Source organism: Alteromonas sp. AMM-1, from assembly GCF_047290655.1.
GTDB classification, from domain to species: domain Bacteria; phylum Pseudomonadota; class Gammaproteobacteria; order Enterobacterales; family Alteromonadaceae; genus Alteromonas; species Alteromonas mangrovi.
In genome coordinates this window covers 1-15,176 of the sequence record NZ_JBLBUE010000010.1, presented here as the reverse complement: position 1 = coordinate 15,176, position 15,176 = coordinate 1, and the positions used below count along the sequence as shown (strand labels likewise).

Sequence of the window (15,176 nt, the reverse complement as noted above, 5' to 3'; positions counted from 1 at the left end):
GATGAAAGCACCTGTAAAACCCATGATGCTGGCTACTGCACTGCTATCTGTTAGCGGGCTGGTAAATGCCACTGAACCTGCAAAGTACTTCGACTACCCACACGTCTTTGAATTGGAATACGCGGCCTCTCCGCTGTTCACTCCCGACGGTAAGCAAGTGATCTACGAGCGCCGCAGCAACGATATCATGCACGACCGTACGCATATTAGTCTGTGGCGTTATGACATTAAACAAGGGACACATCGTCCACTGTTGTCTGAAAGCGCAAGCGTTCGCAACCCGGTTATTTCGCCAGATGGCAAAAAGCTGGCGTACCTGTCAGACCGCGATGGAAGTCAGCAATTGTATATTCGCTACCTTGATACAGGTGAAGACGCCAAATTAACCAATTTAAGTTACTCGCCCGGTAGTATTGTGTGGTCGCCTGACAGCCAGCAACTGGCATTCACCCTGTTTACCCCCGTATCCGAAAAACCGTTATTTACCGGTATGCCGGCCAAACCAGCCAAAGCAGAATGGGCACCCACGGGCAGCTATATTGAAAAAACGAACTATCGCTTCGACGGAGCGGGATATGCACCCTCTGGATTTTCTCAGATATATGTTCTCCCTGCAGATGGAGGTACACCGCGTCAGCTCACGTTTGATGCATATCCAAACAATGGCGACCTGAGCTGGAACAAGGCCGGTACCCATATTTATTTCTCCATGAATCCCAGTGACAACTACGCCATGGAAGTCATGAGCAGCGACATTTATCAAATCGATGTAAAAACAGCGCAAGTCACTCAAATTACCGATTTGGCCGGGCCGGAATCAGCGCCCATGCTCAGCCCCGACGGCAAGTATCTGGCGTTTCGTTATGTTAACGATCGCAAACTCAGCCACCAGCAATCCGACATTTGGGTAATGACGCTGGCTAATGGCAAGATGCGTAACATTACCGAACAACTGGATCGTCAGGTTGACCAGGCAGAATGGGCACCAGACAGCGATAGCTTGTATATCAGCTATCAGGACCACGGTCAGGTAAAATTATCTGAATTTTCACTCAATGGCAGCGAAACATCGTTGAATGTGACCCTTTCAGGGCAGTCCCTGGGACGTCCGTACACATCGGGGCAATTTGCGGTATCGGCAAATGACGAGATAGCTTACACCTATTCTTCTGGCACCCGCCCAGCGGATTTATTCCTCCGTAGTAAGCGCGGTAAAACATCATCCATTTCAAACCTCAATGAAGATGTACTTGGGCATCTCACTATGTCTGATATTCAGGCGTTAACCGTAACGTCATCAGTAGACGGCAAAACCATTGACGCCTGGATGCTGTTACCGCCGGATTTTGATGCAACCAAAACCTACCCGCTTATTCTGGAAATTCACGGCGGACCTCACACTGCTTATGGCCCACACTTTGGTGCTGAAATCCAGTTAATGGCGGCCAAAGGTTATATTGTTGTGTGGTCGAATCCTCGCGGCAGCACGTCGTACGGTGAAGACTTCGCCAATCTTATCCACCACAATTACCCGTCTCAGGATTACAACGACTTGATGGACGTGGTAGATGGCGTGATAGCCAAGGGTAATGTAGATACGAAAAATCTGTTTATTACCGGTGGTTCGGGTGGTGGCGTACTCACGGCATGGTCGATTGGCAAAACCGATCGCTTTGCTGCCGCGGTTGTTGCTAAGCCGGTAATTAACTGGATGAGCTTTGCCCTAACAGCCGACGCCTACCCCTATTTTAGTCAGTACTGGATGCCAGGGATGCCTTGGGAGATACCAGAACACTTGTGGAAACATTCGCCGCTGTCGTTGGTAGGTAACGTTACCACACCCACACTGCTGCTTACCGGCGAGTCAGATTACCGCACGCCGATCAGTGAATCCGAGCAGTTTTATCAGGCATTAAAATTAAAAGGTGTTGATGCAGCGATGTTGCGTTTACCGGGCGCCTCGCATGGCATTGCATCCAAGCCATCACGGCTGATTCAAAAGGTGGGAAATATTCTGGCCTGGTTTGAACGCTATAAAACCAGTAGTGACGATACGTCTCCATCTGAGGCCAAATAAGCAAGTTGAGCGCGCTACCTGCTTGGGTAGCGCACTTCATACCGGATATTGATTACATCTTTGGCGTAACTTGCAGTAATTTACCGTTGTCTTCGTCGGTTAACAGGTAGATAAAGCCATTCGGACCTACTTCGACGTCGCGAATACGTTCGTTGCGATCTTTAAGGTATTCAGTTTGTGATACCGGCTCACCTTTGTCGTTAAAACTGATCCGGCGCAGATGGCGGAATTTCAGTGCGCCAACCAGTAAATCACCCTGCCAGGCTTTAAATACATCCCCGTTATAAAACGTCATACCGCTGGGGGCTATTGAAGGATTCCAGTACAGCACTGGCTGTTCCATGCCGTCCTGATGGGTTTTATCAGAGATAATATCGCCGTTGTAGTCGATACCATAAGTGATCACCGGCCAGCCATAGTTATTGCCCGCTTTGATCAGGTTAATCTCGTCGCCGCCTTTGGGTCCATGCTCCATGGCCCATACTTCGCCGGTTTCAGGATGAACGGTCAGGCCCTGCACGTTGCGGTGGCCATAACTGAACACTTCGGGCGCCTTACCCTCTGCAAACGGATTGTCTGAAGGCACGCTACCGTCTTTGCCGATTCGCACTATCTTGCCAAAATGGTTATCGGTGTTTTGTGCTTCTTTCATGTACTTGTAGCGATCGCCCAGTGCTATATAAAGATCGTTTTCAGCGTCAAACGCCAACCGACAACCAAAGTGAAAACCATTGTCGACCACCGAGTCGGCGATAAAGATATCCTTAACATTCTTGAGTTCACCGGCCGCATAAGTAGCGCTGGCAACAGACGAACTGCTACCGCCTTCTGTGGGACGCGAGTAACAGAAATAAATGGTTTGGTTATTGGCGAAATCAGGATCTGCAATCACATCCAGCAGGCCGCCCTGATTGTTGGCAGCAACCTGAGGCACGCCTTTCAATGGGCTGCTCAACCCGGAAGCAAAATTAAATGCGCGCATCTGCCCGCTGCGTTCGGTAATAAGTACTTCGCCAGTAGGCAGGAATGTCATACCCCAAGGGTGGTTAAGTCCTGTGGCCAGTTCGGTAACGGTGACGTCTTCTGTCGCTTGGCTGCTAAACGCAACAGCACCGGCGAAAGCCAGTGCTGTTAGTTTGGCAACCCGTTTTATAGGCTGCTTCATCATTGTTATTCTCGTTTTTAACGTTGAATTTACTGTACCATAGCGCGCAGCATCCAGGCGGTTTTTTCGTGGACTCGCATACGATCTGAGACCAGTGCCGAAGTGGATTCGTCATCGGCATCCTGGGCAACACGCAGCACACTGCGGCAGGTTTTCACAACCTGTTCGTGGCCGTGAGTTAATAGCCGAACCATCTCAGACGCTTCCGGCACGCCGTCCACTTCTTCGATACTACTTAATTCAGCAAATGCGCGGTAAGTACCAGGCGCAGTAAAACCCAATGTACGAATACGCTCGGCAATATCATCCACTGCCAGCGCCAGTTCGTTGTAGTGTTCTTCGAACATCAGATGCAGTTCACGGAACTGAGGCCCGGTCACGTTCCAGTGAAAATTGTGTGTTTGCAAATACAGGGTGTACGAATCGGCCAGCACTTTTTTCAGGCCCCCGGCAATGGCTTCGCGATCGGTTTCTGATATACCAATGTCAATCTTGCTCATCATTCACTCCTTAGCTTTGATCGGTTGTGTTATTTATAGAGGGAAATCGCGTAATGGGATGACTCCTCTTGCCCATCACTCATGGTGGTGATGCGACTGCTCACGGCCACCCTTACCTACGGTTACGGTGGTGATAATGGGCGGTTGATTGGCGAAGTTCAGCGTTATATCGAACGTCGCCCCTTCGTTTAGTGGTTTAGTTAACCCCAGTAACATTACATGGTAGCTGCCCGACTTGAATTCAACCATGTCTCCCGGCGCAATATCGATACCATCAGTCATTTGGCGCATCTTCATCATGTCGCCTTCCATAACGGTGGTATGCAGTTGTGCTTCTGCGGCAACAGCGCTGTCTACGCTTACTCCGGTTAACGTAACGGCGTGCTCACTGTGGTTCATTACGGTAAAATACACGGCACCAGTAGTAGCCATGGCGAAGGTAGCACGGGCATTAGCATTGTGTACCATTACACCTTGCATAGCGGTAATTGCACCCGCGTAAACTAAGCCCAATACGCAAACACTGAGCGCAACAGCGCGCTTTACTACAGACAAATGAGGCATGTATTTTGTTTTCTTTTGTGTCGTTTACCTGTTAACAATGTAGACGATAAAAGCCTGTTAAAACAAGCGAGAAAACATGAATTATTGATCTGGATAAGCGATTCGCCTGATTGAAAAAAACGAATTGCTTTAAGAGGGAAATGGTGCCGACTGCCGGAATCGAACTGGCGACCTACTGATTACAAGTCAGTTGCTCTACCAACTGAGCTAAGTCGGCCCATTAATTATTGCACTTGCCCGGTTGGGTAAGCGCGCCGCATTGTATGCTGCGACGCGCGAATGTCAAGCTTACTTTTGCAAACGTGACGCTTCTTTTATTAATTCAGGGAAATGGTCTGCTGACAAATACCCCCAAAGCTGTTCCAGTTTAGCGCCAAGTGCCTGATAACTGCCCGCAGTGACGTTGATGTGGCCCATTTTACGCTTGTTGCGCACCGTTTTGCCGTACCAGTTAAAATGTACCCCAGGCAAGCTGAGTAACGTCAGGTCATGGTTATCGCAACCAATGATATTGATCATTGCACTTACCGCGGCGTTCCCACCAATATTGGCCGTATCGCCGAGGGGTAAATCCAGCACCGCACGCAGATGATTTTCGAACTGACTGGTATCTGCACCGGCCTGAGTCCAGTGACCAGAGTTGTGTACACGTGGGGCTAGCTCGTTCACCAGCAGTGTCTCGCCACATTGGAACAATTCCACAGCGAGTACACCCACATAATCCATGCCTTCTACCAGCTTGCTGAAAATCTCCAACGCTTTGGCTGTTAGCGCATCATTGCTGTTCGTAGCGGGCGCTACTGACACATGCAACTGCCCCTGGTAATGCAGGTTTTCCGCCAGCGGATAGACCTTGATTTCCCCGCTTACATTGCGCGCGCCAATCAACGACACTTCGCGGTCGAACTGCAACATTTGTTCAACCACCAGCGGTACGCGCACCAAATCCAACCCTTCAAGTTGTGCCTTTAGTGCAGGTAAATCTGACTTTTGCGACAAACGCCACTGGCCATACCCATCGTAGCCATCACGGCTGGCTTTAATGATCAGGCGCTCGCCCAACGCATCAACGCAAGCATCCAGTTGCGCAAGGTCCGTTACGATGCGGTGCGCACAGTTGGGAATATTCAAACGTTCCAGTAGCGCTTTTTCGCGCACGCGGTCAGCCCCTACCAGGATCGCTTCTTTGTTCGGATACAATTTGCCGGATTGCTCAGCAGTTTCAAGCAAGCCTTCCGGCACATGCTCAAACTCAACGGTAAGCACATCGGCGCGTTCAATAGCTTGCGCTAACGTGCAATCCAGTGGTTGCTTGCTTACGGGGTGAACGACTGAGTTATTGCTTACATCGACAGCCTGTACATCAATCCCTAACGCTGCGCCATCCAGATACATCATCTGTGCCAGCTGTCCGGCACCGTATACCAGCACTTGCATAATTATAACTCCAGCTTACCACTTGCTAATACGGTGTCGGTTTGCGACTTTCTGAACGCAATCACGGCTTCCCGTACTTGTGGGTCTTGCAAGGCAACAACCTGCGCTGCCAGTAAACCGGCATTGGCCGCGCCCGCTTCACCAATAGCTAACGTACCTACCGCAACGCCTTTTGGCATTTGCACTATAGACAGCAACGAATCCATACCATTGAGAGCTTTAGACTGAACAGGACAACCAAATACAGGTAAATGGGTGTGGGCAGCAATCATACCAGGTAGGTGCGCGGCGCCACCAGCGCCTGCAATAATAGCGCAGAAGCCTTTATCTTCAGCCGTTTCGGCAAATTCCACCAGTAAATTTGGCGTTCGGTGTGCTGACACTACCTGAGCTTCAAACTCAACGCCAAATTGCTTTAACATTAACGCGGCATTCTGCATGGTAGGCCAATCTGATGTAGACCCCATAACGATCGCGACTTTTGCCATGATGCTGTCCTCACTGGCTAGCTGTAATCAACAGGTGCTGGAATAATACACAGCGTTCGAAAAGCGGCCGATATTAGCCTATTTTGGTACATTTGCCCATAGCCCGCCCAATCCAATATCTATATTTATGCAAAATTCATTCAAGCGTAAAAGTGGCAATCTGACCTGCCAATTATTCTATTCAACCCAATGGCATTGCCGAAAATATTGTTACACCTCAAAATATAGATAGAAATAAATGCATTTTTGATCTATTTTTATTTCAATATTTTCAGAGAGAGCCGTTCATGAATTCCCTGACATTCCGTTTATTAGAAGTCTTTCAACAGGTTGTAGACAGCGGATCAGTGACTGCAGCGTCTAATGCACTGTCGCTTTCCCAACCGACGGTTTCGCTGCAATTAAAGAAATTAACCAGTATTGTTGGCCTGCCGCTGGTTGAGCACTACCAGGGTAAAATTCAGCTGACTGAAGCCGGTGAAGCTGTGTATCGCTGTGCTCAGGAAGTGCTGACATCTCAGGAAAAGCTCAACAGTCAAATCAGTGCATTGCGCGGTGTGGAAGTGGGTTCACTGAAACTCGCTGTGGTAACGACTGCCAAGTACATTATTCCCCCATTTCTTAGCCCGTTTTGTAAGCAGCATCCCAATATTGACGTGCGATTCACCGTGGGTAACCGGGCGCAGATTATTGAACGCCTCTCACATAATCGAGACGATCTGTACATTTTTACGTACCCACCAGAAGATGAAGAACTGGAATGTGTACCCTTTATGTCAAATCCATTGGTGATCATTGCGCCATCCGATTATGACGGCCCGGATAATTGTTCGCTGAGTGAGTTGGTAAATCAGAAGTTTCTGTTGCGTGAACAAGGCAGTGGCACGCGCAGAACACTGGATGAATATTGCGACTTAAAACGTATTACACTGAATAATAAGATGATCATTGAAAGCAATGAAGCTATACGCCTGGCCGTTTCTGCGGGGTTGGGATTAGCGATATTGTCGCGGCACACGCTGGCGCAGGCGTCTACCGACAATGTAAAAATTCTGAAAGTGCGCGATTTTCCTTTGCACAGTAACTGGCAGGTGGTTACCAACAAGCGCCGTCCTATTAGCTTATCTGCGCAGGCGTTCCGTCAATCGCTGATTGAGAAAAAATAAGCGGGGTTTTTATACCAATCCTTATACAGTTGAGAGTTACTTACCGCTTGCATACTGAATAATGAGCCGGAATAAGTCGCCACGGCGCACCGGCTTAGCCAGATAATCATTCATACCCGCGGCTAAACAGGCTTTTCTGTCGTCTTCAAAAGCATTTGCCGTAAGCGCAACTATGGGCGTGGAAGCTTTGGCATCTTCCATACCACGAATTTCCCTGGTGGCCGTAAATCCGTCCATAATGGGCATTTGGCAATCCATTAAAACCAAATCAAAGTTAACCCGGGTAATCACCTCCAGCGCTTCCCGGCCATTTTTGGCTCTTATGCATTTGGCATTTCCATCCTTGAGCATATCAATCAGGATTTCCGCATTGATGTCGTTGTCTTCGACAATCAGGATTTTCAGTCCCGAAGGCAGAGATAGACGTGTTTCATCAAAAGCTGGCTCCACGTGATCCGTAATTACCATAGGCAACGACACGGTAAATACTGTGCCCATACCTAACTCGCTATCAAGTGTAATAGTGCCAGACATTAGCTCAACCAGCTTACTGGTGATCGCCAGTCCCAGTCCTGTACCGCTGAACTGACGCGATGTAGTCGCGTCAGCCTGCACAAACTGTTCAAACACCTTGAATTGCTCAGATTTATCTATGCCTATACCGGTGTCTTTGATCGCTATATTCAAGCTTCCGTTGGCATAATCAACGTACATAGTAACGCCACCAATAGCGGTGAACTTCACCGCATTGCTCAACAGGTTATTCAGGATCTGACTTATTTTTACTGCATCGCCTTTCACCATTTCAGGTACGCTTTCGGCCCATTTAACATCCAGCCTAATCTGTTTGCGTGTGGCAGCCTGGCGATGTATTTCAACACAGGCATTAATAACTTTACGCGGTGCCATGGGATGCAGTGTCAGCTTCATTTTGCCCGCTTCAATTTTTGACCAGTCGAGAATACTGTCCAATATAAGCAGTAGATTGGTGGCTGATTGCATAATTACCTGAATTCGGCTGGTAGTTTTAGGATCATGCGATTTTTCCAGCAGGTTCTCACAGGTACCAAGAATGCCATTCATGGGTGTACGGATTTCATGAGACATATTTGCCAGAAACTGTGATTTTGCCACACTGGCAGCTTCTGCCTGGTTAAGCGCATTCACTAACGACGCAGTTTTTTCCTCTACCCGTTCGGTTAAGGTGCGATTGAGTTCTTCCAATTCCTGATTTAACACATTCTGGCGTTTTCTGGCGGTATTTAAATCACTAAACACACTGACCAAACGTTCGCCCAGATCCCTGAATTCGTTACCCAGACCAGCAATCTCGGTGAGTTGGAGAGTTTCGTTAGAAAATACCTGATGGTGAACTTTTCTTTCCGGTGTGTATCCCGCGAAAGTCAGCATCAACTCTCTGATAGGATCAGCAAAAATTCTCGCCACTTTGCCGCCTAAATAAATCCCTAAAAAGGTCAACACGCACAGTAATATCAGCGCCCACCGTAAATAACTGGTACTCAATGCCACAAAGCTACTGTGTTCATACAAAATTGAAACAGTCCAGCCATGTTCAGGCTCAAACGCTTGAGCCACAAACCACTCCCGCCCCATAAAATGCTTTCTGCCCTGGCATTTTTTGTCTGAACAGAACTGCATGTCAGGGGTTTCCAGTGGGTTAATTTGCAGCTCCGGAGAAGCGTATACCACCGTACCGGTATTGTCCTGATAGACCGCCCAGAACAAGGCCAGGTTACGACTGTCGTACTCCATAAAACTACTGAGATTCAATGAACCTTCTATAATACCAATCACATTACCTGAGGCATCGCGAAGCGGGCTTGAAATTGCCACAATGGGATCATCACCGAAACCTCGCCCCTGAATGGCACTGGACACAAAGGTGTTGTTAGTTTCAATAGCCTTGATGAAGTATTCCCGCTGTGAGATGTCTGCCCTGCCAAGCTGCCTCGCTCTGAATAACAAATTGGTAGGATAAGAATGGGTAATTTTGCCGTTTGTGTCGGCGATCAAAAACGTCAGAAACTCTGGGTAGTTGCGGGCCATATTGGCCAGTGTGTCCGGTGCCACCCTCGTCAGGTTGGCGCCATTTTGTGACGCTAGATGAATGGATTGAGCTGCGCTGGTTATTGCTGTGGCGTGATAGTGCAGAAACGACGACAGCTCTTCTGCCATCACCTGCGAACGATGGCCCATGTAGTTGCTTACCTGGTTGGCTTGCTGACGCTGCAGCTGGCCCAGGTACACGTAGGTCATTGACAAAATAATGAAGAAAAACAAAGCCGAGAACATGTAGCGGAACAGTACTTCCACGTTAAACTTCAGCTTATAGCCAATATCGAGCCGCCGGACCATGGTAAGAAATAACAAGTGTCCAAACAGACAGGAAAACGCACCACTTAACCAGGTTACGATATACGCGGTTAAAGCAGTGTCAGGACTACCGCTGTAATGAACGGCAACAATGACGGCAAAGATGGGGACGGTGAAAGCGCTCCACCAGCCAATACCTACTTTTAGTGGATTGAGTGTGTCGGTGCGGTCGTACAACAGGTTAATTAAAAGCGGCTGGCCGGCCAGAAATAGCACCAAAGGCCAATCGTAGCCTTTTAGTAATAAGACCCCATACACGGCCACCATAGCGACCACGGTTAACCGTATCGAATACAGCAACGCTACCGTAACCGCAAAGCCGCCACCAAAAAAGATGACACCCTGACTTTCGATAGGCTCAGGCAGAAGATTGACAAACGCGCCAATTACAATTAGCGCGAATGCTCTAAGCAAGTGATTCCCCATAACCGCTCTTGATAGCAGAGAGTATTATCCGCCGTGCTGTGCCATGTAATCGAGAGTTAGATTGGATAACACCCGAACGCCAAGCTTCATGCCAGCATCGTCCACGTAAAACTCTGGTGTATGATGCGCCGGAGACTCTTCTACTGGTACGTCAAGAGGCTTTCCTCCCAGCCACATAAAGAGTCCCGGAACCTGCTCCTGATAAAATGAAAAGTCTTCCGCACCGGTTACAGGTTTAGCCAGAATGGTATTTTCCTTACCAGCTGTGCGTTCAACCGTAGGTAACATTTGAGCAGTCAGTGCGGGGTCATTAAACGTAATAGGGTAATTATAGTCTAATGGTAACGTTAATTCCGCTGTTGCCCCCATACTATCGGCGATGCCTTTTACTTTTCTGGCCATTGCCTCATAGACATGCTCCCTGGCGGCGTGATTGAGGGTGCGAATTGTACCCACCATTTCTACTTCATTGGGAATGATATTAGAGCGGTTACCGCCGTGAATTGAGCCAATCGTTACCACAGCCGCGTCATCGATAAGTTTAAGCTCACGGCTCACGATGGTTTGTAACGACATGATCATTTGTGCTGCGGTAGTAATAGGGTCAACACTCTTCCAGGGATACGCACCGTGCGCCTGCTTGCCGTGGATTACAATTTTGAACGGGTCGACTGCTGCCATTGTGCCACCGGCATTGTAGCTCACCGTGCCAATGTTGGCATTCGCACTAATATGCAGGCCAAATATTACATCAACATCCGGATTTTTCAGCACGCCTTCTTTAACCATGATTTCGGCACCGCCCTTTTCTCCTGGAGGAGCGCCTTCTTCTGCCGGCTGAAATATAAATTTCACCTTGCCTTTCAACAGGTCTTTCATGGCCGTTAACACACTGGCAGTGCCCATCAGCATTGCCATATGCGTATCGTGGCCGCAAGCGTGCATTACTGGCACGTCCTGCCCTTTAAACTCTCCGCGCTGAGTAGAGCGCCAGGCCAGGTCGTTTTGTTCTGGAACCGGTAATCCATCCATATCGGCGCGCAAAGCCACTACAGGGCCAGGCTTGCCGCTGTCGAGTACAGCAACCACGCCGGTTTTTGCTACACCTGTTGTCACTTCAAGGTCGAGTGAACGCAAAAATTTTGCAACGTATTCCGCCGTATTGAATTCCCGGTTAGACAGCTCAGGATACTGGTGTAAATGGTGGCGCCAGGCAATCACATCACCTTCCACTTCGTTAGCTAAACGATCAACATCACCAGATTGTGCAGCTGCTACCGCAGAGAAAACCAAAGGGGCGAAGAACAGGGAAAACTTTCGCATAGAATTTCCGAATATTAAAAACAGATTGATAATAACTATACATTAAGGGCCAACGTATTACAGAAAAAAAAACCGCTGAAATTTCAGCGGCTTTTTTATTTGTTAACTTAATTAACTGATTACAATCAGCTCTTCTGACGCTTCATTGCATCAAAGAACTCATCGTTTGTCTTGGTCATGGCCAGCTTGCTGATCAAAAACTCCATCGCGTCAATTTCTGACATTTCATGCACGATTTTGCGCAGGATCCACATTTTTTGCAGTTCATCCTGGCCAGTCAGTAATTCCTCACGACGAGTTCCTGAACGGTTAAAGTCGATTGCCGGGAATACGCGTCTTTCAGCAATCTTACGATTTAAGTGCAGTTCCATGTTACCGGTACCCTTAAACTCTTCGTAAATTACTTCGTCCATCTTAGAGCCAGTGTCGATCAGTGCGGTAGCAATAATGGTTAAGCTGCCGCCTTCCTCAACGTTACGCGCAGCGCCAAAGAAACGCTTAGGCTTGTGCAATGCGTTGGCATCCACACCACCGGTAAGTACCTTACCAGATGACGGAATGACTGTGTTGTATGCACGGGCAAGACGGGTAATTGAGTCCAGCAGAATAACTACGTCTTTTTTATGTTCAACCAAACGCTTTGCTTTTTCGATAACCATTTCCGCTACCTGAACGTGACGGCTAGCTGGTTCGTCAAAAGTAGACGCAATTACTTCACCACGCACAAGACGCTGCATTTCGGTCACTTCTTCCGGACGCTCGTCGATGAGCAATACCATCAGTTCACAATCGGGGTGATTAGCAGCAATCGACTGAGCAATGTTCTGTAATAATAAGGTTTTACCCGCTTTTGGCGGAGCAACAATCAGACCGCGCTGACCTTTACCTATTGGCGATGCCAAATCCAGAACACGGGCAGTAATATCCTCTGATGAACCATTGCCACGCTCCATGCGCAAACGGCTATTTGCGTGCAGTGGTGTTAAGTTTTCAAACAGGATTTTGTTGCGGGAATTTTCTGGTTTGTCGAAGTTAACTTCGCGGATTTTCAACAGGGCAAAATAACGTTCACTGTCTTTCGGCGGTCGGATTTTACCTGAAATCGTATCACCAGTGCGCAGATTAAAACGGCGGATCTGGCTTGGAGAAACGTAGATATCGTCAGGGCCGGCCAAATAAGATGAATCGCCTGAACGTAAAAATCCGAAGCCATCCTGAAGAATTTCGAGCACACCATCACCGAAAATGTCTTCACCGCTTTTCGCATGCGCTTTAAGGATAGAGAAAATGATGTCTTGTTTTCTCGCGCGAGCCATGTTTTCCAGGCTCATTTCTTCGGATAGGGCGACCAATTCGTTAATTGGCTTATTCTTTAGTTCAGTTAGATTCATACTGGTGGGTCTTTGTGTATATTGAACGTCTTGTTGGGAAATTCGTTAAATTGTATTGAAAAGGGTTCGTTGCCCGGGTATGGGCCAGCCGGGTAAGGCTTGTAAGGATGCCAGGAACTCTGAAGGATTTCCTAGTGTTGTAACGTTAGCACCATAATTTTCACTCGTCCAGCCTTTCAGGATTAAATGTTAAAAAAACTTTGCGGTTACCATCAATACGCCGATTACAGCGACGTATCAATGGCTTCAGCCTGCTTAACAACGCCAAAGACTAGCCCGTGCAGCGCAACATTACAGCATGCGTAGCGGAAAGATCAGCGGGCCTTGGAATACGCACCTGATAGCCACTGCCCGGTGCCACAAGCACAGACTCCCCGATAGCCGATTGCAAAGCGGCCAATTGCACAATCTTATTCCCTGTCGGCGTCATAATTTCAATCAGATCGGAGACAGTAAAATGATTCTTAACATCAATATACCACCAGTTTTCATCTTCACCGGTTACTTCGCCAACCAACTGTCTTGAGGCACTCACCGAACTGCCGCGCTCGTATTGTTGATAATCCTGATGATTGTGCCGCTGTAAAAATCCGTCGGTATATCCTCTGTTTGCCAGATGCTCCAGCTCCGTATACCAATGTGGATCAAAGGGTTCACCTGCAACCGCAGCATCGATGGCTTTGCGATAAACCTGTGCAGTCCGCGCGCAGTAATAAAACGATTTCGTGCGCCCCTCTATTTTTAACGAATCGACACCAATTTCGGTTAATCGATGAACATGCTGCACCGCGCGCAAATCGCGAGAATTCATAATGTATGTGCCATGTTCGTCCTCAAAAGCTGCCATGGGTTCATCAGGTCGCTGTGGTTCGGTAATTAAAAACGGTTGATTCACGGGCTGACCTTTACCCAGTGTTGGTGCGATCGGCTCACCGCTTGGTATAAACTGCCCAACATCGTTAGTGGTGGCAGGTTTTACATCATATTGCCAGCGACACGCGTTGGTACATGCCCCCTGATTAGGGTCGCGCTTATTAATGTAACCCGACAACAAACAGCGCCCGGAGTAGGCCATACACAGTGCACCATGAACAAAGACTTCCAGTTCAATATCCGGACAGCGCTGGCGAATTTCTTCAATTTCGTTGAGGCCGAGTTCGCGCGACAAGATCACCCGCTTAATCCCCTGCTGCTGCCAAAACTTCACCGCAGCCCAGTTTACGGCATTCGCCTGTACCGACAGGTGAATAGGTAAATCAGGAAAGTGTTCCCGGGTAAGCATAATAATGCCCGGATCAGACATGATCATGGCATCGGGTTTCAATGCGGCTACCGGTCCTAAATCACTCAAAAAGGTTGTTAACTTACTGTTGTGCGGCGCAATGTTGTTTACCACATAAAGCCGCTTCCCCATTTCCCAGGTGTAGGCACGCGCTTCGGCCAGCTTTTCTAAGGTAAATTCGTTGTTTCTTACCCGCAGTGAGTATCGGGGCTGACCGGCATAGACCGCATCAGCACCGTAGGCCAGCGCATATTCCAGGTTTTTCATGGAGCCTGCTGGCGAGAGCAGTTCAGGAGTTCGCATAAATGTGTCGCAGTGTGGTTATTCAATAAAGCGCGACAGCTTAGCGGATTCGGCAAGCCTGTTATTTAATTGAGATCAAACAGACATAAAAAAACCGCCTTGCGGCGGCTTTTACATGTTAGTAAAACGCTTACAGATTAGCGTTCAGGAATTCCGTTAGCTGGGCTTTAGACAAAGCGCCTACTTTGGTGGCTGCAACGTTACCGCCTTTAAACAACAACAGGGTAGGAATACCACGGATGCCGTATTTAGGTGGAGTTTCATTATTTTCATCGACATTCAGCTTGCCAACTGTTAACTTGCCTTCAAAATCGGTTGCAATTTCTTCAAGAATTGGTGCAATCATTTTACAAGGGCCACACCACTCGGCCCAGAAGTCAACCAGCACAGGACCTGATGCATTGATAACATCTGCTTCGAACTTATCGTCAGTCAACTGGATAATTTTGTCGCTCATTCTTTTCTCCGTTATTGGTCTGTCGCTGATTTGTTCAGCTCTACCATAAGTGTTATATAGAAACTGTTTTTTAATGCAAGCACTGATAAGCTATAAGCTATGCAAACAACTCATTTAACCGAAACTCATTTTTCCGATTTGCCTATCAATGGCAAAGTGATTGATGCCTTAAATGCGGCTAATTTTACGCATTGTACACCAAT

Annotated in this window: 12 protein-coding genes and 1 tRNA gene; 2 read left to right on the top strand and 11 right to left on the bottom strand. The window is 48.1% G+C overall.

Features of this window, described 5'->3' with window-relative positions; translation table 11 throughout:
• The first annotated feature begins 1 nt into the window (after position 1).
• Entirely contained in the window at positions 2-2,077 is a 2,076-nt protein-coding gene (locus ACLR2L_RS03710) for a S9 family peptidase (RefSeq protein WP_413365805.1), read from the top strand.
• A gap of 52 nt (positions 2,078-2,129) precedes the next feature.
• On the opposite strand, the gene ACLR2L_RS03705 is transcribed toward ACLR2L_RS03710, so the two are convergent.
• The 6 genes from ACLR2L_RS03705 to purE all read right to left on the bottom strand — a co-directional run bounded on the left by ACLR2L_RS03705 (position 2,130) and on the right by purE (position 6,231).
• Positions 2,130-3,245: a PQQ-dependent sugar dehydrogenase gene (locus ACLR2L_RS03705; RefSeq protein ID WP_413365803.1), complete on the bottom strand. Its 1,116-nt coding sequence runs from the start codon at positions 3,243-3,245 to the stop codon at positions 2,130-2,132.
• 26 nt (positions 3,246-3,271) lie between these two features.
• On the bottom strand, positions 3,272-3,742 hold the full coding sequence (locus ACLR2L_RS03700) for a Dps family protein (RefSeq protein ID WP_413365886.1): 471 nt from the start codon (positions 3,740-3,742) through the stop codon (positions 3,272-3,274).
• A 75-nt stretch (positions 3,743-3,817) separates the two neighbouring features.
• On the bottom strand, positions 3,818-4,306 hold the full coding sequence (locus ACLR2L_RS03695) for a copper chaperone PCu(A)C (protein WP_413365801.1): 489 nt from the start codon (positions 4,304-4,306) through the stop codon (positions 3,818-3,820).
• A 141-nt stretch (positions 4,307-4,447) separates the two neighbouring features.
• Positions 4,448-4,523, bottom strand: a tRNA-Thr gene (locus ACLR2L_RS03690).
• Between the two features lie 71 nt (positions 4,524-4,594).
• Positions 4,595-5,743: a 5-(carboxyamino)imidazole ribonucleotide synthase gene (locus tag ACLR2L_RS03685; RefSeq protein ID WP_413365799.1), complete on the bottom strand. Its 1,149-nt coding sequence runs from the start codon at positions 5,741-5,743 to the stop codon at positions 4,595-4,597.
• A 2-nt stretch (positions 5,744-5,745) separates the two neighbouring features.
• The gene (gene purE, locus ACLR2L_RS03680; RefSeq protein ID WP_140958127.1) at positions 5,746-6,231 is read right to left on the bottom strand and encodes a 5-(carboxyamino)imidazole ribonucleotide mutase; all 486 of its coding nucleotides are present in this window, start codon (positions 6,229-6,231) and stop codon (positions 5,746-5,748) included.
• A gap of 287 nt (positions 6,232-6,518) precedes the next feature.
• Between purE and ACLR2L_RS03675 the strand changes: the two genes are divergently transcribed.
• Positions 6,519-7,397: a LysR family transcriptional regulator gene (locus tag ACLR2L_RS03675; protein ID WP_413365797.1), complete on the top strand. Its 879-nt coding sequence runs from the start codon at positions 6,519-6,521 to the stop codon at positions 7,395-7,397.
• Positions 7,398-7,433: 36 nt separating this feature from the next.
• On the opposite strand, the gene ACLR2L_RS03670 is transcribed toward ACLR2L_RS03675, so the two are convergent.
• From ACLR2L_RS03670 to trxA, 5 genes are all read right to left on the bottom strand, one after another.
• Positions 7,434-10,217, bottom strand: a complete 2,784-nt coding sequence (locus tag ACLR2L_RS03670; RefSeq protein WP_413365795.1) for a response regulator — start codon at positions 10,215-10,217, stop codon at positions 7,434-7,436.
• A gap of 24 nt (positions 10,218-10,241) precedes the next feature.
• The gene (locus tag ACLR2L_RS03665) at positions 10,242-11,540 is read right to left on the bottom strand and encodes an amidohydrolase (protein ID WP_413365793.1); all 1,299 of its coding nucleotides are present in this window, start codon (positions 11,538-11,540) and stop codon (positions 10,242-10,244) included.
• 125 nt (positions 11,541-11,665) lie between these two features.
• Positions 11,666-12,931, bottom strand: coding sequence for a transcription termination factor Rho (gene rho / locus ACLR2L_RS03660; protein WP_413365791.1), 1,266 nt, complete (start codon positions 12,929-12,931; stop codon positions 11,666-11,668).
• 271 nt (positions 12,932-13,202) lie between these two features.
• Complete coding sequence (gene yegQ, locus ACLR2L_RS03655) at positions 13,203-14,516, bottom strand: tRNA 5-hydroxyuridine modification protein YegQ (protein ID WP_413365789.1); 1,314 nt, start codon at positions 14,514-14,516, stop codon at positions 13,203-13,205.
• A 130-nt stretch (positions 14,517-14,646) separates the two neighbouring features.
• Positions 14,647-14,973 carry a thioredoxin TrxA gene (trxA, locus tag ACLR2L_RS03650; protein ID WP_140958133.1) on the bottom strand — a complete coding sequence of 109 codons (327 nt, stop codon included), beginning with the start codon at positions 14,971-14,973 and terminating at the stop codon, positions 14,647-14,649.
• Positions 14,974-15,176: the final 203 nt, after the last annotated feature.

Excerpts from the sequence above, each read along its gene's own strand:
- ACLR2L_RS03710 (WP_413365805.1), top strand. The coding sequence starts at position 2 with ATGAAAGCACCTGTAAAACCCATGATGCTGGCTACTGCACTGCTATCT.
- ACLR2L_RS03705 (WP_413365803.1), bottom strand. The coding sequence starts at position 3,245 with ATGATGAAGCAGCCTATAAAACGGGTTGCCAAACTAACAGCACTGGCT.
- ACLR2L_RS03700 (WP_413365886.1), bottom strand. The coding sequence starts at position 3,742 with ATGAGCAAGATTGACATTGGTATATCAGAAACCGATCGCGAAGCCATT.
- ACLR2L_RS03695 (WP_413365801.1), bottom strand. The coding sequence starts at position 4,306 with ATGCCTCATTTGTCTGTAGTAAAGCGCGCTGTTGCGCTCAGTGTTTGC.
- ACLR2L_RS03685 (WP_413365799.1), bottom strand. The coding sequence starts at position 5,743 with ATGCAAGTGCTGGTATACGGTGCCGGACAGCTGGCACAGATGATGTAT.
- purE (WP_140958127.1), bottom strand. The coding sequence starts at position 6,231 with ATGGCAAAAGTCGCGATCGTTATGGGGTCTACATCAGATTGGCCTACC.
- ACLR2L_RS03675 (WP_413365797.1), top strand. The coding sequence starts at position 6,519 with ATGAATTCCCTGACATTCCGTTTATTAGAAGTCTTTCAACAGGTTGTA.
- ACLR2L_RS03670 (WP_413365795.1), bottom strand. The coding sequence starts at position 10,217 with ATGGGGAATCACTTGCTTAGAGCATTCGCGCTAATTGTAATTGGCGCG.
- ACLR2L_RS03665 (WP_413365793.1), bottom strand. The coding sequence starts at position 11,540 with ATGCGAAAGTTTTCCCTGTTCTTCGCCCCTTTGGTTTTCTCTGCGGTA.
- rho (WP_413365791.1), bottom strand. The coding sequence starts at position 12,931 with ATGAATCTAACTGAACTAAAGAATAAGCCAATTAACGAATTGGTCGCC.
- yegQ (WP_413365789.1), bottom strand. The coding sequence starts at position 14,516 with ATGCGAACTCCTGAACTGCTCTCGCCAGCAGGCTCCATGAAAAACCTG.
- trxA (WP_140958133.1), bottom strand. The coding sequence starts at position 14,973 with ATGAGCGACAAAATTATCCAGTTGACTGACGATAAGTTCGAAGCAGAT.